At 72.0% G+C, this 20,835-nt stretch carries 17 protein-coding genes; 10 read left to right on the plus strand and 7 right to left on the minus strand.

Annotated elements, in window-relative coordinates:
• Positions 1-131 precede the first annotated feature (131 nt).
• Positions 132-2,165 carry a M3 family metallopeptidase gene (locus tag CJ022_RS14500; RefSeq protein ID WP_101927328.1) on the minus strand — a complete coding sequence of 678 codons (2,034 nt, stop codon included), beginning with the start codon at positions 2,163-2,165 and terminating at the stop codon, positions 132-134.
• A 204-nt stretch (positions 2,166-2,369) separates the two neighbouring features.
• On the opposite strand from CJ022_RS14500, the gene CJ022_RS14505 reads away from it, so the two are divergent.
• Entirely contained in the window at positions 2,370-4,010 is a 1,641-nt protein-coding gene (locus CJ022_RS14505) for a Na+/H+ antiporter (RefSeq protein ID WP_101927329.1), read from the plus strand.
• A 983-nt stretch (positions 4,011-4,993) separates the two neighbouring features.
• Here CJ022_RS14505 and CJ022_RS14515 read toward each other — a convergent pair.
• From CJ022_RS14515 to aroE, 3 genes are read right to left on the minus strand one after another with little or no spacing between them, the layout of a single operon-like run.
• Positions 4,994-5,248 carry a YkgJ family cysteine cluster protein gene (locus tag CJ022_RS14515; protein WP_101927331.1) on the minus strand — a complete coding sequence of 85 codons (255 nt, stop codon included), beginning with the start codon at positions 5,246-5,248 and terminating at the stop codon, positions 4,994-4,996.
• A 4-nt stretch (positions 5,249-5,252) separates the two neighbouring features.
• Entirely contained in the window at positions 5,253-5,594 is a 342-nt protein-coding gene (locus CJ022_RS14520) for a hypothetical protein (protein WP_101927332.1), read from the minus strand.
• A gap of 12 nt (positions 5,595-5,606) precedes the next feature.
• Positions 5,607-6,455, minus strand: coding sequence for a shikimate dehydrogenase (aroE, locus tag CJ022_RS14525; protein ID WP_101927333.1), 849 nt, complete (start codon positions 6,453-6,455; stop codon positions 5,607-5,609).
• A gap of 370 nt (positions 6,456-6,825) precedes the next feature.
• Here aroE and CJ022_RS14530 point away from each other — a divergent pair, with 370 nt between their 5' ends.
• Positions 6,826-10,197, plus strand: coding sequence for a S8 family serine peptidase (locus CJ022_RS14530; protein ID WP_143704002.1), 3,372 nt, complete (start codon positions 6,826-6,828; stop codon positions 10,195-10,197).
• A gap of 237 nt (positions 10,198-10,434) precedes the next feature.
• Here the strand turns inward: CJ022_RS14530 and hemB are convergent, their stop codons facing one another.
• The 3 genes from hemB to CJ022_RS14545 form a co-directional block, all read right to left on the minus strand.
• Entirely contained in the window at positions 10,435-11,433 is a 999-nt protein-coding gene (gene hemB / locus CJ022_RS14535) for a porphobilinogen synthase (protein ID WP_101927335.1), read from the minus strand.
• A 190-nt stretch (positions 11,434-11,623) separates the two neighbouring features.
• Positions 11,624-12,655, minus strand: a complete 1,032-nt coding sequence (locus tag CJ022_RS14540) for a chorismate transformation enzyme, FkbO/Hyg5 family (RefSeq protein WP_101927336.1) — start codon at positions 12,653-12,655, stop codon at positions 11,624-11,626.
• On the minus strand, positions 12,652-14,043 hold the full coding sequence (locus CJ022_RS14545) for an NAD(P)/FAD-dependent oxidoreductase (RefSeq protein WP_101927337.1): 1,392 nt from the start codon (positions 14,041-14,043) through the stop codon (positions 12,652-12,654). The genes CJ022_RS14540 and CJ022_RS14545 overlap by 4 nt, the downstream gene beginning before the upstream one ends.
• Positions 14,044-14,201: 158 nt before the next feature.
• On the opposite strand from CJ022_RS14545, the gene CJ022_RS14550 reads away from it, so the two are divergent.
• From CJ022_RS14550 to CJ022_RS14585, 8 genes are read left to right on the plus strand one after another with little or no spacing between them, the layout of a single operon-like run.
• Positions 14,202-14,471 carry a phosphopantetheine-binding protein gene (locus CJ022_RS14550; RefSeq protein ID WP_101927338.1) on the plus strand — a complete coding sequence of 90 codons (270 nt, stop codon included), beginning with the start codon at positions 14,202-14,204 and terminating at the stop codon, positions 14,469-14,471.
• Positions 14,468-15,154: a COG4648 family protein gene (locus CJ022_RS14555; protein WP_233198815.1), complete on the plus strand. Its 687-nt coding sequence runs from the start codon at positions 14,468-14,470 to the stop codon at positions 15,152-15,154. Before CJ022_RS14550 ends, CJ022_RS14555 begins: the two co-directional genes overlap by 4 nt.
• A gap of 60 nt (positions 15,155-15,214) precedes the next feature.
• Positions 15,215-15,985 carry a lysophospholipid acyltransferase family protein gene (locus CJ022_RS14560; protein WP_101927339.1) on the plus strand — a complete coding sequence of 257 codons (771 nt, stop codon included), beginning with the start codon at positions 15,215-15,217 and terminating at the stop codon, positions 15,983-15,985.
• 1 nt (position 15,986) lies between these two features.
• The gene (locus CJ022_RS14565) at positions 15,987-16,298 is read left to right on the plus strand and encodes a hypothetical protein (protein WP_233198818.1); all 312 of its coding nucleotides are present in this window, start codon (positions 15,987-15,989) and stop codon (positions 16,296-16,298) included.
• Positions 16,295-17,296 (plus strand): LpxL/LpxP family acyltransferase, encoded by a 1,002-nt coding sequence (locus CJ022_RS14570; RefSeq protein ID WP_101927341.1) that lies wholly within the window; start codon positions 16,295-16,297, stop codon positions 17,294-17,296. The genes CJ022_RS14565 and CJ022_RS14570 overlap by 4 nt, the downstream gene beginning before the upstream one ends.
• On the plus strand, positions 17,220-17,879 hold the full coding sequence (locus CJ022_RS14575; RefSeq protein WP_425490784.1) for a LolA-related protein: 660 nt from the start codon (positions 17,220-17,222) through the stop codon (positions 17,877-17,879). The genes CJ022_RS14570 and CJ022_RS14575 overlap by 77 nt, the downstream gene beginning before the upstream one ends.
• On the plus strand, positions 17,879-20,266 hold the full coding sequence (locus CJ022_RS14580; RefSeq protein ID WP_425490776.1) for an MMPL family transporter: 2,388 nt from the start codon (positions 17,879-17,881) through the stop codon (positions 20,264-20,266). Before CJ022_RS14575 ends, CJ022_RS14580 begins: the two co-directional genes overlap by 1 nt.
• Entirely contained in the window at positions 20,263-20,727 is a 465-nt protein-coding gene (locus CJ022_RS14585; RefSeq protein WP_101927342.1) for a phosphotransferase, read from the plus strand. Before CJ022_RS14580 ends, CJ022_RS14585 begins: the two co-directional genes overlap by 4 nt.
• The last annotated feature ends 108 nt before the right edge of the window (positions 20,728-20,835 follow it).

Genomic DNA, 20,835 nt, shown 5'->3' on the forward strand with positions numbered 1-20,835 from the left:
TTCGCTCGGCCACCTGACGCGGGGCAGGCCGCGCCGCCACGGGCGATGCCGATGCCGCTCCGGCCCGGCGTCCGCGTGCCGGACCGACGGCCCCGCGCGAGCCGCGGCGTCCGTCTGCCGCTGCTGCGGCGTCAGGCCGCCATGCCGCCATGGCGCAGCAGCGCGGCGAGGTCCGGGTCGCGGCCGCGGAACGCGCGGAAGTTCTCGATCGCCGGCCGGCTGCCGCCGCGCGCGAGGATCTCGCTGCGGAAGCGTGCGCCGGTGTCGGCCACCTGTTCCGGCGCTTCCTCGAACGCGGCGTACGCGTCCGCGCTCAGCACTTCGGCCCATTTGTAGCTGTAGTAGCCGGCCGCATAGCCGCCGGCGAAGATGTGGCTGAACTGGTGCGGGAACCGGTGCCAGGCCGGCGTGCGGTTCACGGCGACTTCGTCACGTACGCGTTCGAGCAGTTGCAGCACGTCGTCCTGCGCGGGATCGAAGCCGGCATGCAGCTGCATGTCGAACAGCGCGAACTCGATCTGGCGCAGCGTCTGCAGGCCGCTCTGGAAATTGCGCGCCGCCAGCATCTTGTCGAAGAGCTCGCTCGGCAACGGCGCGCCGGTGTCGACGTGCGCGGTCATCGCCTGCACGCGATCCCATTCCCAGCAGAAGTTCTCCATGAACTGGCTCGGCAGTTCCACCGCGTCCCATTCCACGCCGTTGATGCCCGCGACCGGCAATTCGCCGATCGCGGTCAGCAACTGGTGCAGGCCGTGGCCCATTTCGTGGAAGAGGGTGATCACTTCGGTGTGGGTGAACGTGGCCGGCGTGCCGTCGCCGCCCTTGCCGAAGTTGCAGACCAGCTGCACCAGCGGCGTCTGGCTGCCGTCGTCGCGCTCGCGCCGGTTGCGGCAGTCGTCCATCCACGCGCCGCCGCGCTTGCCGGTGCGCGCGTAGAGGTCGAGATAGAACTGGCCGACCAGGCGGCCGTCGGCATCGACCAGGCGATGGAAGCGCACGTCCGGATGCCAGGTCGGCGCGGTGTCGGGTTCGACCCGCAGGCCGTACAGCGCCTGCACGACATCGAACAGCCCGGCGAGCACGCGGTCCTCGGTGAAGTACTGCTTCACCGTCTGCGCGGAATAGCTGTAGCGCGCCTGGCGCAGCTTGTCGCTGGCCCAGGCGATGTCCCAGGGCTCGAGCGTGTCGAGCCCCAGCGTGTCGCGCGCGAAGGCCTCGAGCTCGGCGCGGTCCTGGCGCGCGTGCGGCGTCGCGCGCGCGGCGAGGTCGCGCAGGAAGGTCTGCACCTCGTCGGGCCCGGTGGCCATCTTGGTCGCCAGCGACAGCTCGGCGTAGCTGGCGAACCCGAGCAGCGCGGCCTGCTCGGTGCGCAGCGCGAGAATGCGCGCGATCAGCGGGCCGTTGTCGAGTTCGGCGGGGCCGGACTCCGACGCGCGCAGACCGAACGCGCGGTACAGCCGCTCGCGCAGGCCGCGATCGTCGGCATAGGTCTGCACCGGCAGATAGACCGGCATCTGCAGCGTCAGCTTCCAGCCGTCGACGCCGTCCGCCTGGGCGGCGGCGCGCGCGGCCGCGACGACATCGGCGGGCAGGCCGGCGAGCTCGGTGTCGCTGGACGCGATGTAGGCGAACGCGTCGGTCGCATCGAGCACGTGTTCGGAGAACTGCGCGCCCAGCGCGGCGAGCGCCTGCTGGATCTCGGCGAAGCGCGCCTTCGCGTCGGGCTCGAGCGCCGCGCCGCCCAGGCGGAAGTCGCGCAGGGCGTTGTCGACGACGCGCCGGCGCACGACGTCCAGCCCCAGCGCGTCGGCCTGGTCGGCCAGCGCCTGGTACTGCGCGAACAGCGCCGCATCCTGGCCCAGCGCGCTGAAGAACGCGGTGACCTTCGGCAACGCCGCGTTGTAGGCCGCGCGCAGGTCGGGCGTGTTGACCACCGCGTTGAGATGGCTGACCTGGTGCCAGGCGCGCGCGAGGCGTTCGGTCGCATCCTCCAGCGGCGCGACCACGGTCTGCCAGCCGACCGGCTGCATCCGGCCGGCGACGGCGACGGCCGCTTCGGCCTCGGTCACCAGCACGTCGATCGCAGGCTGGATGTGCGCCGGTTCGATCGCATCGAAACGGGGCAGGCCGGAGAAATCGAGCAGCGGATTGGTGGCGGGGGACATGGCGGTACCGGAAAGCGGAGACGAGGCTCGATTCTAGGCGCGCGTCGCTGCATGGCGCTTGGCTGGCGGCGCAGGTGGTCCGAAACCGCGGCTGTCCGACGTCGCAACCTGCGGGCGTCCGCGCGTCGGCGCCCCGCGGATCGGCGGCCGTCGGCGGTATCGTGGCGGCCGGGCCGCCGATGGCCTGCCAGGCAGCGGTGCGGGATGCATTCGATCGAGGTCGTGCTGGTGATGCTGCTGGCGGTCGTCGCCAGCGGTTACCTGGCCCGGGTGCTGCCGCGCTGGCTGCCGTTGCCGCTGCCGGTGGTGCAGATCGCGCTCGGCGCGACCATCGCCGGCGTCTTCGGCCAGGGGGTGACCCTGGATCCGCACCTGTTTTTCGTGCTGTTCCTGCCGCCGCTGCTGTTCCTCGACGGCTGGCGCATTCCCAAGGACGGCTTGTTCCGCGACCGCCGCGTGATCCTGCAGCTGGCGCTGGGACTGGTGGTGTTCACCGTCGTCGGCGCGGGTTTCCTGATCCACTGGCTGATCCCGGTGATGCCGCTCGCGGTGGCGTTCGCGCTCGCGGCGATCCTGTCGCCGACCGATCCGGTGGCGGTGTCGTCGATCGCGGCGCGCGCGCCGATCCCCAAGCGCGTCATGCACATCCTCGAAGGCGAGTCGCTGCTCAACGACGCCTCGGGCCTGGTGTGCTTCCGCTTCGCGGTCGCCGCGGCGATGACCGGCACGTTCTCGCTGGCGTCCGCGTCGCTGACCTTCGTCTGGGTCGCGCTGGCGGGCATCGCGGTCGGCGTGGCGCTGACGATCGCGATCAACCGCGGGCATGCGCTGATCTCGCGCCTGTTCGGCGAAGAGGCCGGCACGCCGATCCTGATCAGCCTGCTGACGCCGTTCGGCGCGTATCTGATCGCCGAACAGATCGCGGCGTCGGGCATCCTCGCCGCGGTCGCGGCCGGCATCACGATGAGCTACGTCGAGCTCAGCGGCCGCGCGCTGGCGACCACGCGCGTGCAGCGCGCCGCGGTCTGGGACACGGTGCAGTTCTCGCTCAACGGCATCATCTTCGTGCTGCTCGGCGAGCAGCTGCCGTGGATCCTGCAGCGCGCGGTCGCATCGGTGCGCGAGGCCGGCCATGTCGATCCGTGGTGGCTGGCGATCTACGTCGTCGCGATCTACGCCGGCCTGTTCGCGCTGCGCTTCACGTGGGTGTGGGTGACGCTGCGCATCGGCCTGTACCGCGCGCGGGGCGCGGGCCTGCCGCCGCGCAAGCCCGAATGGCGGCTGGTCGCGGCGATGTCGCTGGCCGGTGTGCGCGGCGCGATCACCCTCGCCGGCGTGCTGACGCTGCCCCTGCTGTTGCCCGACGGCGCGCCGTTTCCGACCCGCGACCTGGCGATTTTCCTGGCCGCGGCCGTGATCATCCTCTCGCTGCTGCTCGGCAGCCTCGCGCTGCCGCGCCTGCTGCGCGACCTCGACGTGCCGGAAGCGCGCGACGACGACCGCGAACTCGACCATGCCCGGCACGAGGCCGCGGTCGCCGCCGTCGCCGCGGTCGAACGCGCGCAGCACGCGCTGCCTGCGGCGACCGCCAATCCCGATCTCTATGCCAGCGCGGCGGTGCGGGTCATGGCGCTGTACGAGGAGCGGATCAGGCGCGACGGCAGCGGCGGCGTGGACGCCGCCGAGCTGCGGCGCGCCGACGACGCCGAACGCGCCCTGCGTCTCGCCGGCATGCAGGCCGAGCGACGGCGCGTCTACGAGCTCGCGCGGCAGCGGACGATTTCGGACGAGGTCGCACGGCGGTTGGTGCGGGAGCTGGATCTGCTGGAGGCGCGGTATCGGTGAGATGTGCTTCTGCGGGTTTTCGCAGTTGCGACTGATGCTGCAATGGGCTTGCGTGTGATGCCCACTAGTTTGGGCTCCGGCTCCGGCTCCGGCTCCGGCTCCGGCTCCGGCTCCGGCTCCGGCTCCGGCTCTAGCTCCGGCTCCGGCTTTGGCTTTGGCTTTGGCTTTGGCTCCGGTTTTGATGTTGCTTTGCTTCCGGCTTTACCGAGCCGTAAAGCGAGCCGAGCACCGAAGGCTGGCGCGGCCGAAGAGGCGCCCGTGTCTGAGCGAAGCGAGTTTGGGCGCCGTGCCGCGTCAGGCGGGGAGCGGAGGGCACCGATGCGGCTTCATTGCATCGGCGAGTGTCCGGCGATAGGACTTTTTGGTTCCTTTTTGGTCCTTCAAAAAGGAACTCGCGCGCGCAAGCGGGCGAAAGCTCTGCAATTGATTTCGCTCTTTTCTTTCCCTGCTGTCGCGCGAGTCTGCTGACCCGCGAAGAACAGAGCTTCCGCGCTGTTCGCGCGGCTTACTTTTGTCTTGGCAAAAGTAAGCAAAACCGCCGTCGCCGGACACGAGCCGACGCGGCTGCGCCGCGCCGGGCCCCTGCGCTTCTCGGTCCGCGAGGCACGCAGCCCAAACTCGCTGCGCTCAGACATGGGCTGCTCTTCGGCCTCGCAGCCCTGCGATGCTCGGCTCGCTTTACGGCTCGAGAGACCAACAGCCCAAGCCCAAGCCAGAGCCAGAGCCAGAGCGCATCGAAAGGCGGAGAAGCGAGCCCCGAACGCGCAGGCGCAACGGCGAGAGCACGCAAGCGCTATGCGGATAGAAAGCGCCGACCTCAGACCCCGTGCAACAGGCGTCACCGTTCCGCGCGCGACAGAGAGATCGACACCAAGCAGTGGCCCGTTGCCACAGCGTTGCTCGCATCAGGCAACCGGGACAGAAAGCACCGCGCCATGTGCATGGGCGGCAATCCATCTGGACGAACGTAAGCCCGCCGCGCCTCAGGGCGCCGTCAACCGCTCGAGCCGGTCGAGCATCGCGAACGCGATCTCCCTCGAATCGCCGCACATGTCCGCCGCGGGACGCAGCGACGCGCAGAACGCGGGACGCTCCGGCTTGCCGAACAGGCGGCATCCGAGCCGCTCGTCGAGCTGCACGCACGGCGTGCCGGCGGGCTTGCCGTGGGGCATGCCCGGGATCGGCGAGGTGATCGACGGCGCGATGCAGCAGGCGGCGCACCCGGGGCGACAATCCATCGGCTCAGCCCGGCGGGCGGCGGGTGATCGCCAGCGCGACGAGCACGAAGCCCGCAGCGGTCAGCACCGAGAACGCGATGCCGCCGGCGGTGAAGGTCAGTTGCATCAGATCGGGCGGCAGGTGCCCGCGCAGCAGCAGCACCTGCATCAGCCAGTAGAACAGCGACGAGGCCAGCGTCGTCAGGGCGATCAGGCCGAAGCCGAGCAGCCCCAGGCGGCCGGCGGCGCCGAGCGTCGCGCGACGCTGCGCGACCAGCGCCAGGGCGATGCCGAGGCCGATCAGGGTCGGCACCAGCACGGGCAGCTGCGACAGCAGCAGGAGCACTTCGCTCGTGTCGGCGTGCATGCGGCGCTGCGCTCAGTCGGCGGTGACCAGTGACGCGTCGCGCGCGTGCAGCGCGGCGTAGATGGCGTCGGTCTGCGGGCGCACGCCGTGCCACAGGGCGAAGCTCTCGGCCGCCTGTTCGACCAGCATGCCCAGGCCGTCGATCGTCTCGTGCGCGCCATGCGCCTGTGCCCATGCCAGGAACGGCACCGCGACCTCGCCGTAGCTGAGGTCGACCGCCGCCGTGCGCATGCCGACCAGCGAGCGCGGCAGCGCCGGCAGCGCGTCGGCACGTGCGGCGGAGGTCGCGTGCACGATCAGATCGAATTCGCCGAGCTCGCCCAGCGTCTCCAGATAGCGTGGATGCACGCGACCCGGCTCGCCCAGCGCGTCGGCCAGGGCATCGGCGCGTGCCGGCGTGCGGTTGACGACGAACAGGTCCGCAACCCCGGCATCGAGCAGCGCCGGGGCGACCCCGCGCGCGGCACCGCCTGCGCCGATCAGCAGCGTGCGCCGGCCGCGCAGGTCGAGGCCGTGGCGCTCGGTCAGATCGCGCACCAGGCCGGCGCCGTCAGTGTTGTCGCCGTGCCAGTGATCGCCCTCGCGCACCAGCGTGTTGACCGCGCCGGCGCGTGTCGCCCGCTCGCTGCGCGTGTTGGCGAGCGCGAAGGCGGCTTCCTTCAGCGGCAGGGTGACGTTGGCGCCGCGACCGCCGTCGGCGGCGAACCGCGCGAGCGCGTCCGGGAACGCGTCGGCCGTCGCGTCGATGGCGGTGTAGTCGACCGCGATACCGAGCTGCGCGCCGAAGGCCGCGTGGATCCGCGGCGACAGCGAATGGGCGACCGGGTGGCCGAACACGGCATGGCGGACGGGCTGCGGCATGGGCTTCCTCGACGGTGGGCGGTGCGCCGGAACGGCGTGCGGCCAGTCTACCGGCAGCGCCGGACGCGGACGGCGGCGCGCGCGTGGAGGGGCGCTGCCGCGCATTCGGTCGGCCTGCCCGCATCGGCCGGCGCATGCGACGCCCGCGACGTGCGACGCGTTAGGGCAGCCTGCGCCCGCACAAAGATAAATACGACGCGGTGCGGCACTCATGCGCCCACCGCGTCGAAATAGTTGTATATATCGTCACAGATCCGTTGACGCGCCGGGGCAGGGGCCCGCGTCGCCGGACCGGGAAGTCGATGCCGCGGCGAAGCTTCCGCCGCATCGCACGCGCTCAATCCAGTGTCATCTCCGAGGGGAACACCGCATGTCTCGTATCCGCAGGTTCGGCGTGGGTTCGGCGTTGCTGGGGCTGGCCGCCCTGGCGGTCGCCAGCACCGTGCTTCCGTCCCGTGTCCCCGCCGCGCAGTCCGCGCTGGCGTCGGCCGGCTCCCAGGTCGCCGGCTGGTTCGGTGGCGATGCCGCCGCGACGCCGGTCGCCACTGCCGGTGGCCGTTCGCAAGCGCCTGTCGCGACGGCGCCGGCGGTTTCCGCATCGCCCGAGCGCTACATCGTCGTGTTCCAGGATCCGGCACTCGGCGCCTACCGCGGCGAGATCCAGGGCCTCGCCGCGCCGCAGCGCACGGCCAATGCGCGTGGCAAGCTGCGCCTCGACACCCGGAGTGCGGCCGCACGCAGCTACGTCGGCTACCTGCAGACCCGGCAGCGCGACATCGAGGGTGCGATGGCATTGCGCCTGGGCCGTCCGCTCGATGTCGAGCGCCGCATGCAGCACGCGGTCAACGGCATCGTCGTCGCGCTCGACGCGAACGAGGCCGCGCGCGTCGCCACGCTGCCCGAGGTCCGCTTCGTCGAGGCCTACCACGAGTATCCGCAGGACACCGACACCGGCCCGCGCCTGATCGGCGTCGAGCCCGTCTGGGCCGGCACCAATCCCGGCGCCACCGCCGCGTTCCAGGGCGAAGGCGTCGTGTTCGGCATCCTCGACTCGGGCATCAACTTCGGCGCGCCGTCGTTCGCTGCGGTCGATCCGGTCGACGGCTACCAGCACGTCAATCCGCTCGGCAGCAACACCTATCTCGGCACCTGCGCACCGGGCGAGGTCGATGCGGGCCGCTGCAACGACAAGCTGATCGGCGGCTACAACTTCGTCTGCGGGGCGCCGGGCAACACCTGCGGCCAGCCCAACATCCGCGAGGAACCCGGCTTCGGCGACACCAACGGCCACGGCAGCCACGTCGCGTCGACGGCCGCCGGCAACCGCCGCGACGTCGTGTTCCGCGGCAACGCGCGCCGGATTTCGGGTGTCGCGCCGCGCGCGAACATCGTCGCCTACGACATCTGCTACACCAACACCGCGACCGGCCAGGGCCTGTGCCCGAACGTGTCGGCGGTGGCCGCGGTCAACCAGGCGGTGGCCGACGGCATCATCGACGTCATCAACTATTCGATCGGCGGCGGCGCGCAGCCGTGGGGCGAGGCGGTGTCGCTGGCCTTCCTCGGTGCGACGGACGCGGGCATCTACATCGCCGCCTCGGCCGGCAACAGCGGCCCGGGCCCGAACACGATGGGCCACCTGGAGCCGTGGGTTGCGTCGACTGCAGCTGCCCAGCACGGCCGCGGCGCGTTCGCGCTCGCGCTCAACGTCACCGGTCCTGCGCCCGTGCCGGAACCGCTGTCGCCGCTGCTGATCAATGAAGGCACCGGCGGCGTGCCGCACGCCGCGACGATCCCGGGCACCACGCCGCTGAAGGCCAGCCCCGGCATCGACAGCGCCAACGACGCCTGCGCCGCGCTGCCGGCCGGCACGTTCCAGGGCGCGATCGCGATCGTGCGCCGCGGCACGTGTCCGTTCACCGACAAGGTCAACAACGCGGCCGCCGCCGGCGCGATCGCCGTGGTCGTCGCCAACAACGCCGAGGCGGGTCTGATCCCGTCGGTGCCGGGCACCACGGTGCCGGCCTTCGGCGTGTCGCTGTCGGAAGGCAACGCGCTGCGCGATTTCGCGAATGCGCATCCCGATGCCACCGCCGGCATCGCGTTCCCGCCGCTGGTGACGCCGAACGTCGCCGACGCGCTCGGCGCCTTCAGCTCGCGCGGTCCGGCGGGCACCTTCGATCTGGTCAAGCCGGACGTCACCGCGCCGGGCGTCAGCATCCTCGCCGTCGTTGCCGGCACCACGATCACCGGCTTCGAGAACGCGCTGGATCTCTACAACGGCACGTCGATGTCCTCGCCGCACCACGCCGGCGCGGCCGGTCTGATCCGCCAGGCGCGTCCGGGCTGGTCGGTGCCGGAGATCAAGTCGGCGCTGATGATGACCGCCACGGCCCAGGTCTTCACCGAAGACACCGTGACCCTGGCGGATCCCTTCGCACGCGGCGCCGGCCGCATCCGCGTCGACCAGGCGATCAACGCGGGCCTCGTCATGCACGAGACCGGCGCGCGCTACCTGGCGGCCGATCCGGCGCAGGGCGGCGACGTCTCGGCGCTGAACCAGCCGAGCATGGCCGACGGCAACTGCTACCGCAGCTGTACGTTCACTCGCACGTTCCGCAACCCGCACGCCACGTCGTCGAGCTGGCGCGTGCGCTTCACCGGCCTCAACGCGACGGCCAGCCCGTCGATCGTCAAGGCTGCGCCGGGCGCGAGCGTCACGGTGCGCGTGACCGTCAACAGCACGGCGATCCCGGCCGACGGCACCTGGCGCTTCGGCGAGATGGTGCTGGAGGCCAGCGGTCCGGTCCTCGGCACGCAGCGCCCGCCGCTGCACCTGCCGATCGCGGTGTCGGTGCTGCCGCCGGTGGTCCGCCTGCCCGAGGTGCTGGCGCTGTCGCTGGCCGCGGGCAGCTCGGGCACGGTCGCGGGGTCGGTCGGGAACGTCGGCGGTTCGCCGCTGATCTACTCGGTGGCCAATACCGGCACGGGCTCGCTGACGCCGGCCGACCGCAACCGCGGCGCGCTGACCAACGGCTTCCGCGCCACCTGGCGTACCGATGCGGGCGCGCCGGTCGCGGCGCTGGCCGCGGACGACTTCGTGCTGCAGGGCGAGACCCGCCTCACCTCGTTGTTCACCGAGGGCTTCGTCGTCGGCGGCTCGGCGTTGACCAGCGCCGCGTCCAGCCTCGGCTGGGCGATCTATCCAGACGCGAACGGCGTGCCGGCCGGCAATCCGGTCAACGCGGCAGCGGCGGCGGCGTGGAGCTACACCAGCCCGCTCAACGGGCCGGGGGTGCAGCTGTCGGGCAGCAACATCGGCCTCAACCTCGCGGCAGCAGGCCAGGCCGGCGTCGTACTGCCGGCGGGCCGCTACTGGCTGGCGGTGTATTCCCGTGGGCCGTACGCGACCAGCTGGGCCTGGTACGCCTCGCCGGACGGCGACGGCACCTTCGCCGCGCTGACCGTCAACGCGGCGAACACCGCCGCGGCGTGGGCGCGGGTCGCCAACTTCCCCGGCCTGTCGATGCGGGTGCAGGGCGAAGTGGCCTGTGGCGGATCCTGGATCGGCGCGGTCACGCCGTCGTCGGGCACGGTGCTGCCGGGTGCGACCCAGGCCAACCGCATCACCGCCAACACCGGCGGTCTCGCGGCAGGCCGCCATGTCGGCAACGTCTGCGTCAGCAGCAACGATCCGGCGCGGCCGAAGGCGGCCAGCCCGCTGGTGCTGACGGTGAACTGAGCCGTCGCCTCCAGATGGAAACGGAAACGCCCGGGCTGGTCCCGGGCGTTTTCCTGTCGGCGAGGCGGTTGTGTCGGTCCGTGCCGACGCACCGGCCCACGCCGGGACGCGCGCCGCGATCGGGTATCGCGCGCCACGCGCCTGTAGCCCCCAGCGCATGGTTCGCGGGTCAGGCCGCCCGCACCGCAGGTCCAGCGCCGTCACCGCGCCGCGGCGATCGCAACGCGGCCACTGCGGTCATGCTCCGCCGCGTTCGCGCAGCCATTGCGCCGCGTCGAGCGCGAAGTAGGTCAGCACGCCATCGGCGCCCGCGCGCTTGAAGCCGAGCAGCGCCTCGAGCGCGCACTTGCGCTCGTCGAGCCAGCCGTTGGCGGCGGCCGCCTTGAGCATCGCGTACTCGCCGCTGACCTGGTAGGCGAACACCGGCACGCCGAACTCGTCCTTGGCGCGGCGGACGATGTCGAGATATGGCATGCCCGGCTTGACCATGACCATGTCGGCGCCTTCGTCGAGATCCTGCGCGATCTCGCGCATCGCCTCGTCGCTGTTGCCCGGGTCCATCTGGTAGGTCGACTTGTCGGCCTTGCCCAGCGCCGACGACGAGCCCACCGCATCGCGGAACGGGCCGTAGAACGCGCTGGCGTACTTCGCCGCGTAGCTGAGGATGCGCACGTGGATGTGGCCGGCGTCCTCGAGCGCGGCGCGGATCGCGCCGATGCGGCCGTCCATCATGTCGCTGGGCGCGACGATGTCGGCGCCGGCGCGCGCGTGGCTCAACGCCTGGCGTACCAGCGCGTCGACGGTGAGGTCGTTGACGACATAGCCGCTGTCGTCGGTGAGGCCGTCCTGGCCGTGCGCGGTGTAGGGGTCGAGGGCGATGTCGGTGATGACGCCAAGTTCGGGAAAGCGCGACTTGAGGGCGCGGATCGCGCGCTGGCACAGGCCGTCGTCGTCCCACGCGGCGGCCGCGTCGAGCGACTTCGCCTCGGGGGCGGTCACCGGGAACAGCGCCAGCGCCGGAATGCGCAGCTCGCTCGCACGCTCGCCGATGCGCAGCAGCGCGTCGATGGAGACGCGCTCCACGCCCGGCATCGACGGCACCGCGGCGCGGCCCTCGGCCTCGTGGACGAAGACCGGATAGATCAGGTCGTCGGCGGTCAGCGTGGACTCGCGCATCAGGCGGCGCGAGAAGTCGTCGCGGCGCATCCGCCGCATCCGGGTATCGAGTCGGGTCATGCGCGGATTCTACGCGTGCGGCCCGGGCGGCGGCCTGCGACGCCGGGTCGCGGCGCGCGTCGACGCATTCACCACGCATCGCCCCTGTGGGCGCGTGCTCGGCGCGAGGGACGTGCGCCTTGTCGCGGCCCGCGCGCAAGGCGCGCCGGCGATCAGCCGCGACGCCGGACGGCCGCGCCCACGGCACGCCTTACTCGGCGCCGTGGACGCCGTCGATCTCCAGCGCCAGCTCGCGCCGGCAGATCGCCGCATGCAGCACGACGCGGGGCACGCGATCGCCGAACCGCGCGTCGAGCGCCTCGGCGACGATCGGCAGGTCGTCGGCGTCGCGCACGTAGACCTTGAGCCGCGAGCCGGGCCCGAAGTCCGGCGGCAGGCCGGGCTGGCGCTGGCGCGCGGACGCGATCAGCGCATCGAAGTTGGCGAAGGTCTCGTCGAGCTGCGCCAGCAGTTCGCCGTCGTGCTGCGAGGCGTGGCCGACGACGCTGGCGGTGCCCGACAGCATCAGCGGCATCGCGCTGCCGTCGGGCGGCAGCATGGCGCGCGCGAAACTCGGCGCCTGCGGGCCGTACTCGCGCGGGTAGCGGTAGGCGCTGACCTGGCGCGGATTCTCGACCGGCGTGCCGGGCGCACGCGCGGCCAGCCAGTAGATCTGGATGGTGCGCGCATCGTCGCAACGGCCGATCGCGGTCGCGGCCGGGAGGTTTGAAGGGTCGAAGCTGCCGAGCCCGCGCGCGCGGCCGACGCAGAACTGGCGGTAGCGTTCGGTGTCGCCGTCGCCGAGCGTGATCGCGTCGAGGTAGTTCCAGATCCGCAGCAGGTGCGGGTAGTCGCTGTCGCCGATGAAGCGGGTCAGCGCCCGGTAGGCGTGTTCGGCGGCGAGCAGGATGCCGCTGTGGTCGCCCTCGCCGGTGTGGCCCGCGGGCTCGTCGACTTCGATCGCGCCGAACAGCAGCTCGCCGTCGCAGGACCAGGCGATCTCGCCGTCACGTCCCGCGCTGACCGGCGCCCGCGCATGCCAGACCTCGAGCGGCGCCGGGCCGTGCGGCTGCAGCGGCACGCGCAGATAGCGCGGATCGTCGAGCGCGGGTGCCTCGCGGCCGAAGCCGAACAGCGCGAGCACGTCGTCGCGCGCGAGCAGCGTCGCCGGTGCGGCGTCGACGTATTCGACGCGCAGCTGCTGGCGGCCCGGGGCGGGTGGAACGGGAAGCGGGCGGCTCATGGCGTCTCTCCGTGCAGGGTGTCGCCGGAGAATCCGACGCCGGGTTGCCGGCGGCGCCGGCGCCAGCCGCGCCAGGCCTCGGGCGCGATCGCGAGCGCGTTGAGCGCATAGATCATGCGGAACACGTACAGCCGCCAGCGCACGGACGGATTGTCGAACACGTCGCCGGCCAGCATCGAGATCACCGCCTGTTCGATCTGCAGGTCGTTGCGCGGATCCGCGAACAGGCGCTGCATCACCGGCGTGTTGAAGCGGTGGATGAACCAGGTGAAGTGGCGCAGGCCACGACGCAGGCGCGTCTGCATGGCGCGCTGCAGCGCGGCTTCGCGCGCCGGCGTACGCAGGCTCGCATCGACGAGGGCCGCGGCCTGGCGCGCGCTGTCCATCGCCAGGAACACGCCGGACGAGAAGATCGGATCGACGAAGGTGTAGGCATCGCCGATCAGCATCCAGCCCGGCCCGGCCATGCGCCGCGAGCGGTAGGAATAATTGCCGGTCGCGTGCACCGGCGCGATGCGCGTCGCGCCCTGCATGCGCGCGTGCACGGCGGGCGACGAGGCCAGCGCATCGAGCAGCAGCGCCTCGTTGTCGCGCGGCGTGGCGCCGGTGTGGCGCTGCTTCAGGTACTCGGGCAGGCAGACCGCGCCGACGCTCATCACGTCGTCCGGCAGCGGGATCAGCCAGAACCAGCCATGCGCGAACCGCGCGATCGTGATGTTGCCGGCGTCGACGCCGGGCTGCCGAGCGACGCCGCGGAAATGGCTGAACAACGCCGCCGACTGGTGCCGCGGGTCGCGCTGCTTGAGCTTCAGTGACGAGGCGAGGAAGGTGTCGCGGCCGCTGGCGTCGAGCACGTAACGCGGCCGGTAGTGCAGCGTGCCGCCGTCGTCGGCGCGTGCCTCGACCAGCGCCGGCCGGCCGTCGTCGCCGAAACGCACCGCGGTGACGCGCGTGCGCTCGCGGGTCTCGACGCCGGCGTCGCGCGCATGGGTGAACAGCAACTGGTCGAACTGGTCGCGGCGCACGTGCACGGCGTAGTCGCTCTGCGGCGCCAGCGCCCGGGTGAAATGGAATACGTGGTGGCCGCCGGCGGCGCCGGGCATCGGAAAATCGGCGCCGGCCTTGTGCACGCCGATCGCGCGGACCTGTTCCAGCACGCCCAGCTCGTCGAGCAGCGGCATGTTCATCGGCAGCAGCGATTCGCCGATGTGGAAACGCGGGTGCGCGTCCTTTTCCAGCAGCGTCACGCGGTGGCCGGCGCGGGCGAGCAGCGTCGCCGCGGCGCTGCCGGCCGGGCCGCCGCCGATCACCACGACGTCGACCTCCACGGGCGTGGCCGCCGCGGAGGGCGGGGCGGCAGGGGCGGGCGCGGGCGTGGTGCGGCTCATCCGGTCGGGCGGTCTGGCGGGGACGGGTCTGCGGGCAGGCGCGCATGATAGCGGAACCCCGGCGGGCGCCTGCGCCGTGCGGCGCGTGCTGCAGCTTGCGTCGGCGCAGCCGATGCCGGATCGTGGCACCCCCTGCCAAGCCCTCGTGGAACACGTTCATGTCCGTACAAACCGATGCCGAGCGCGATCTGGCCCAGTTGCTGGTCGACAGCCTGAATCTCGAGGACGTGCAGCCCGCCGACATCGATCCCGAAGCGCCGCTGTTCAATGCCGGGCTGGGACTGGATTCGATCGACGCGCTGGAACTGGCGCTGGCGATCAGCAAGCAGTACGGCTTCCAGCTGCGCTCGGACAACGACGAGAACCGCCAGATCTTCGCCTCGCTGCGGGCGTTGTCGGCCCACGTCGAGCAGAACCGCACCACTTGATCCTGCTGCTGCAAGCAGTCTTCGCGCTGGCCTATGCGGCGCTGGCGCACCTGGCCAGCCTGTGGCAGCACGACGGGTACGCGCTGGCCGCGTTGCTGGTGCTGGTCGCGATGCTGCTGGTGGAGCCGCTGCTCGCCCGTCGGCCCTGGGCCTGGATCGCGCTGCCGCTTTCGCTGTGGGGCGCGTGGGCGCTGTACGCGGCCGGACACGCGGCGCTGCCGCTGCTGCTGGTGCCGGTGGTGTTCGTCGTCGCGATCGCGTGGATCTTTGCGCGCACGCTGCGGCCGGGCGTCGAGCCGCTGATCACCCGCATCGTCACCGGCATCGAAGGCGTGGGCTCGCCCGAGGCGCTGGCGCCGGATCTGCGGCGCTACACCCGCACCCTGACCGCGGTCTGGGCCGCGGTGCTGCTGGCGATGGCCGGCGCGAACCTGCTGCTGGCGATGATCGCCAGTCCCGGCGGCTTGCTGGAGAGCCTGGGGCTGCGGTCGCCCTGGCCGATCACGCGCGAGCAGTGGTCGCTGTTCGCCAACCTGCTGAACTACGGCGTGATCGGCGGTTTCTTCGGCATCGAGTTCATGGTCCGCAAGCGCCGGTTCCCCGGGCGTTACGCCGGGTTCGTCGATTTCCTGCGCAAGCTGGCGGGCCTCGGGCCCACGTTCTGGCGCGATCTGCTGCGCTGACGCGACCGGATGACGCCGGAACGGCGTTTCACGTATTTCTAACGTTATCCTAGGCGCCAGATGGAACAACCACAGGCCCACGCAGACGCCAGGGGTCCGGCGCTCGCCGGTTTCTTCCTCACGCTGCTCAATGCGTTGCAGTTCGCGTTCACCCTGCTCTGGACGGCGGGCTGGATCAGCGTGTCGCTGTGCGTGCAGCTGGTCACCGGCCGTCCCGATCTGGCGCTGCGCATGGCGCGCGCGTGCTGGGCGCCGCTGCTGCTCGATGCCGCCGGTGGCCTGACCGTCGACGGCGCCGAGGCGATCGACTGGTCGCGGCCCTACCTGGTCGTCGCCAACCACCAGTCGATCCTCGACATCTGCGTGGTGTTCCGCGCCGTGCCGGTGCCGCTGCGCTTCCTGCTGAAGGACGAAATGCGCCGGGTGCCGTTCGTGAACTGGTATGCGCAGGCGACCGGCATGCTGTTCATCACCCGCGACGACCGCCGCTCCGGGCCGCTGCTGCGGCGCCAGGCCGCCGGCGTGCTGCAGGCAGGGCAGATGCTGTGCCTGTTCCCCGAGGGCACCCGGGCCCGCGACGGGCGCCTGGCCGAGTTCAAGTCGGGTTCGTTCCAGGCCGCGATCGACGCGGGCGTCGAGGTGCTGCCGATCGCGATCCACGGCACCGGCGACGTGCTGCCGGCCGTCGGCTTCTTCTGTGCGCGCCGCGGCCCGATGCGCGCCACGATCGGCAAGCCGCTGTCGACCACCGGCTGCGTCGGCGCTGCCGGCCGCCAGACCATCGCACGCCAGGCCCACGATGCCGTCGCCGCGATGCTGGCCGGGCGCTGAGGTGTCGGGCTTCTCGATCGACGCGGACCATCCCTGCCTGCCGGGCCATTTTCCGGGCCGGCCAGTGGTGCCCGGCGTGGTGATCCTGGACCGCGTGGTGGCCGCGCTCGAGGCCGAACACGGCGCGCTCGGCGCGCTGCGGTTTCCGCAGGTCAAGTTCGTGCAGCCGCTGCTTCCCGGCACGTTCGCGTCGATCGCCCTGGACGCGATGCCCGCCGCCGACGCCCGCCGCTGGCGGTTCCGTGTCAGCGCCGACGGTGCGCTGCTCGCGAGCGGCGAGATCGTCGCGCCACCGGCGTCGCCCGCGGCATGAAGCCGCAGTGGAAGCACCGCCGCGAAGGCGGCGGGCGGCTCGCGTTGCTGCTGATGATCGGTGTGACCCGGCTGTGCGGCCGCGCGGTCGCGCGCGCGCTGCTGTATCCGGTGACGCTGTATTTCATGCTGCGCCGGGGCGACGAGCGCCGCGATTCGCGCGCCTATCTCCAGCGCGTGCTGGGCCGCCCGGCGACGTGGCGCGATGTCTGGCGGCACGTTCACACCTTCGCCGCGACGATCCTCGACCGGCTGTTTCTGCTGACCGAGAACACGCGCCGCTACGCGGTCCGCACCCAGGGGCTCGATGCGCTGCACGGCCACCTGGACGCCGGCAAGGGCGTGCTGCTGTTCGGCTCGCACCTGGGCAGTTTCGAAGTGCTGCGGGTGCTGTCGCAGCAACGGCCGAACTACGCGATCCGGGTGGTGCTCGACCGCGCCCACGGCAAGGCCCTGACCGAACTGCTGGAAGCGATCAGCCCCGAGCTCGCGGCGACCGTCATCGATGCCGGCCAGGACGGCCCGTCGGTCGCGCTGGCGATCAAGGACGCGCTCGATACCGGCGCGATGGTCGCGCTACTGGTCGACCGCGCGCAGGACGGCGGCGCGACGACCAGCGTGCCCTTCCTCGGCGCGCCGGCGCCGTTCCCGACCGCGCCGTGGCAGCTCGCGTCGGTGCTGAAGGTGCCGGTGATGCTGGCCTTCGGCCTGTACCGCGGCGGCAACCGCTACGACCTGCTGTTCGAGCCGTTCAGCGATGCCATCGCACTGCCGCGCGGCCAGCGCCGGGCCGGGGTCGACGCACTCATCGCCCGTTACGCCGCGCGACTGGAACATCATGCGCGATCCGCGCCCTACAACTGGTTCAATTTCTATGACTTCTGGACACCCGACCCCGCGCCCGGCGGCGATCTTCCGGGCGCTGCGAGCATGCCTGCACGGCCTGCTGCTGACCGGCTGCCTGGCGGCGCCGACGTGGGCCGCGACGCCGGCGACTGAGCGTGCGACGACGGCGATCGACGCGGCCGGCATCCTGCAGCGGCTGACGCGCCCGCCGCCGATGGCGACGCCGTTCGTCGAGCTGCGCGAGTCGTCGATGCTGAAGCGGCCGATGCGCCTGGCCGGCGAGTACCGCCGCCCCGACGCCGACACCCTGGTGCGCGATGTGCGCTCGCCGTACGTGGAGACGACGACGATCCGCGACGGCGAGGCGACACTGGCGCGCGAAGGCCGCGCCGCGCGCACGTTCTCGCTGTCGCGGGTGCCGGAACTCGCCGCGCTGCAGGGCAGCTTCGGCGCGCTGCTGTCGGGGGACCGCGCATTGCTCGAACGCCACTACACGCTGGACGCGGCCGGCGCCGCCGACGACTGGATGCTGACGATGACGCCGAAGGACGCGCGCAGTGCGTCGCGGCTGACCGCGGTCGTGCTGCGCGGTCGCGGCGACGAGCTGCGCTGCATCGAGACCCAGCCCGTCAAGGGCGACGCGCAACCGACCCTGCTCGGCAGCGCGGCCGCCGCCGCCGGTGCCGTCGAGACACTCGACGATGCGCTGCGCCTGTGCCGGGAGCGCGTCCGCTGATGGCAGGGGGCGCGTCGCTGCGTCCCGCGATGCGCCTCGCGCTCGCGGTGACCTGGTTGCTGGCCGTGCTGCTGGCCGGCTGGCTGACCTCGCGGCACCTGGAATTCAGCGGCGACCTGCGCAAGTTCCTGCCCGATGCGCGCACCCCGGAACAGAAACTGCTGATCGACGAGCTCGGCGAAGGGCCGGGGTCGCGGCTGCTGCTGGTGGCGCTGTCGGGCGATACGCCCGAGACCCTGGCCACGCAGTCCGACGCCCTGCGCGCGGCACTGGCTGACGATCCGCGCTTCACCGTCGTCGCCAACGGCGCCGATGCCGGCCTCGAGTCGTTTCCGCCGGCGCTGCTGCCATACCGCTACCTGCTGTCGCCGACGCTCGACACCCAGCCGCTGGACGCGGACTACCTGCGCGCGGAACTGGAGGCGCGCGTGCAGGATCTCGGCTCGCCCGCGGCCGGGCTCGTCGAGCCGCTGCTGCCGTCGGATCCGACGCTCGAGACGCTGACCCTCGCCGAGTACTGGGCGCCCGCCGCGGCGCCGCAGCGCCTGTTCGACGTGTGGTTCGACCGCGCCGGCACGCAGGCCCTGCTGCTGGTGGAAACGCGCGCGGCCGGCTTCGATCCGACCGGCCAGTTCGACGCCGTCACCGCGATCCAGGCCGCCTTCGAGACCGTGCGCGGCGACAGCACGGCGGCGCTGGAGATGACCGGCCCGGGTGCGTTCTCGGTCGAGATCGGCGGGCGGACCCAGCGCGAGGCGCAGACGATCGGCCTCGTCGACACGATCGGGCTGGTGCTGCTGCTGCTCGTCGCGTATCGCAGCTGGAAGATTCCGCTGTTCGGCGTGCTGCCGCTGGCCAGCGCCGGCGTCGCCGGCCTCGGTGCGGTCGCGCTGCTGTTTCCCGACGGCGTGCACGGCATCACCATCGCGTTCGGCTTCACCCTGATCGGCGTGGTGCAGGATTACCCGATCCACTTCTTCAGCCACCAGCGCGCCGGCCTGTCGCCATGGCAGAACGTGCGCAAGCTGTGGCCGGCGCTGTCGACCGGCGTCGTCGCGACCTGCATCGCCTATGCGACGTTCCTGTTCTCCGGCGTCGACGGGCTGCGCCAGCTGTCGGTGTTCACGATCTTCGCGCTCGGCGTCGCGGCGCTGTCGACCCGCTTCCTGTTGCCGGCCCTGATCGATCCGGCGCCGCGCGATCTCGCGACCTCGCCGCGCCTGCAGCGGCTGTGGCAGCGCATCGAAGCCTTGCCCCGGCCGACGTGGTCGCTGGCCGTCCTCGCCGCGGCGGCGCTCGCGGCGATCGTGCTGAGCCCGGGCGCGTTCTGGCAGAACGACCTGTCGAAACTGACGCCGGTGCCCGACAACGCGATGGCGCGCGACACGGCGCTGCGCGCGGAGCTCGGTGCGCCCGACGTGCGCTACGTGCTGGTCGCGCAGGCCGCGGATGCCGACGCGGCGCTGGCCTCGACATCGGCGTTGCGTCCGCAACTCGACGCGCTGGTCGCGTCCGGCGAGCTCGACGGCTACGACATGGCCGCGCGCTATCTGCCCGCCGCCGACGTGCAGCGGGCGCGCCAGGCCGCGCTGCCGGACGCGCCGACCCTGCGGCGCACGCTCGACGCCGTGCTAGCCGACTCGGCGTTCAACGCCGATGCGTTCGAGCCGTTCGCCGACGATGTCGAGACCGCACGCACTGCGCCGCTGTTGACCCGCGAGTCGCTGGCCGGCACGCCGCTGGCGTCGGCGGTGTCGGGACTGCTGCTGGTGCACGACGACGGCGCGACCGCACTGGTCTCGCTCAGCGGGCTCGACGACCCGGCCGATGTCGCCGCGCTCGCCGACGCGGCGCGCACGCCGCAGGTCGACGTGCGCCTGCTCGACATGAAGGACGCGTCCGAATCGCTGGTCGCCGAATACCGCGGCCGCGTGCTGTGGGCGATGGCGGCGGCGCTGGTGCTGCTGGTCGGCTCAGTGTGGCTCGCGCTGCGTTCGCCGTCGCGGGCCTGGCGCGTCCTGCTGCCGACACTGCTGACGCTGCTGGTGATCGTCGCGGTGCTGCGGCTGTGCGGCGTCGAGCTGACGCTGTTCCACCTGGTCGCGATGATCCTCGCCGCCGGTCTCGGCCTGGACTACGCGCTGTTCTTCGAACACGCCGGCGACGATCGCGCCGACCAGATCCGCACGCTGCATGCGGTGCTGGTCTGCAGCCTGATGACGCTGCTGGTGTTCAGCCTGCTGGCGTGGTCGTCGATTCCGGTGCTGCGCGCGATCGGCACCACCGTCGCGCTCGGCGTGGTCTGCAATTTCGTGCTGTCGCTGCTCGTCGCCCGCCATCGTGCGGCGATCGACGCCGCGCGCGCCGAGCCGGGCATCGGTGCATGAGCGCGCAGGACGCTGTCGCCATCGATCGGGCCGCGCTGATGGCGATGATCCCGCACCAGGACGCGATGTGCCTGTGGGACGCGGTCGTCGACTGGGACGCGCAGCGCGTGCAGCTGCGCAGCACCACCCATCGCGACGCCGCCCATCCCCTGCGCAGCGACGGCCGGCTGCGGGCGCTGCACCTGTGCGAGTACGGCGCCCAGGCGATGGCGGTGCACGGCGGCCTGCGCGCGCGCGACACCGGCGCCTCACCGCGCACGGGCATGCTGGTCGCCCTGCGCGGCGTGCAGCTGCATGTCGACAGGCTCGACGCGCTGACCGGCGATCTCGTCTGCACGGCCGAGGTGCTGATCGAGTCCGCCGACAGCCAGCAGTACGCATTCCGCATCGAGTGCGATGGCGTGCTGCTCGCCGAAGGCCGCGCGGCGGTGATGCTGGGCGCGGCGCAGGGCGCGCCGTAGCGGCGCAGTCGCGTCCGACCTGTTGCCGCTCCTACAAGAGACAGTCGCAACTGTTTCGCGGCAACGCCGCCAGCGCGCACGACGACCCGCGCCATCGGCCCGCTACAA

Source organism: Luteimonas rhizosphaerae (assembly GCF_002849595.1).
In the GTDB taxonomy this organism is placed as follows: Bacteria; Pseudomonadota; Gammaproteobacteria; order Xanthomonadales; family Xanthomonadaceae; genus Luteimonas; species Luteimonas cellulosilyticus.

Excerpts from the sequence above, each read along its gene's own strand:
- CJ022_RS14500 (WP_101927328.1), bottom strand. The coding sequence starts at position 2,165 with ATGTCCCCCGCCACCAATCCGCTGCTCGATTTCTCCGGCCTGCCCCGT.
- CJ022_RS14505 (WP_101927329.1), top strand. The coding sequence starts at position 2,370 with ATGCATTCGATCGAGGTCGTGCTGGTGATGCTGCTGGCGGTCGTCGCC.
- CJ022_RS14515 (WP_101927331.1), bottom strand. The coding sequence starts at position 5,248 with ATGGATTGTCGCCCCGGGTGCGCCGCCTGCTGCATCGCGCCGTCGATC.
- CJ022_RS14520 (WP_101927332.1), bottom strand. The coding sequence starts at position 5,594 with ATGCACGCCGACACGAGCGAAGTGCTCCTGCTGCTGTCGCAGCTGCCC.
- aroE (WP_101927333.1), bottom strand. The coding sequence starts at position 6,455 with ATGCCGCAGCCCGTCCGCCATGCCGTGTTCGGCCACCCGGTCGCCCAT.
- CJ022_RS14530 (WP_143704002.1), top strand. The coding sequence starts at position 6,826 with ATGTCTCGTATCCGCAGGTTCGGCGTGGGTTCGGCGTTGCTGGGGCTG.
- hemB (WP_101927335.1), bottom strand. The coding sequence starts at position 11,433 with ATGACCCGACTCGATACCCGGATGCGGCGGATGCGCCGCGACGACTTC.
- CJ022_RS14540 (WP_101927336.1), bottom strand. The coding sequence starts at position 12,655 with ATGAGCCGCCCGCTTCCCGTTCCACCCGCCCCGGGCCGCCAGCAGCTG.
- CJ022_RS14545 (WP_101927337.1), bottom strand. The coding sequence starts at position 14,043 with ATGAGCCGCACCACGCCCGCGCCCGCCCCTGCCGCCCCGCCCTCCGCG.
- CJ022_RS14550 (WP_101927338.1), top strand. The coding sequence starts at position 14,202 with ATGTCCGTACAAACCGATGCCGAGCGCGATCTGGCCCAGTTGCTGGTC.
- CJ022_RS14560 (WP_101927339.1), top strand. The coding sequence starts at position 15,215 with ATGGAACAACCACAGGCCCACGCAGACGCCAGGGGTCCGGCGCTCGCC.
- CJ022_RS14570 (WP_101927341.1), top strand. The coding sequence starts at position 16,295 with ATGAAGCCGCAGTGGAAGCACCGCCGCGAAGGCGGCGGGCGGCTCGCG.
- CJ022_RS14580 (WP_425490776.1), top strand. The coding sequence starts at position 17,879 with ATGGCAGGGGGCGCGTCGCTGCGTCCCGCGATGCGCCTCGCGCTCGCG.
- CJ022_RS14585 (WP_101927342.1), top strand. The coding sequence starts at position 20,263 with ATGAGCGCGCAGGACGCTGTCGCCATCGATCGGGCCGCGCTGATGGCG.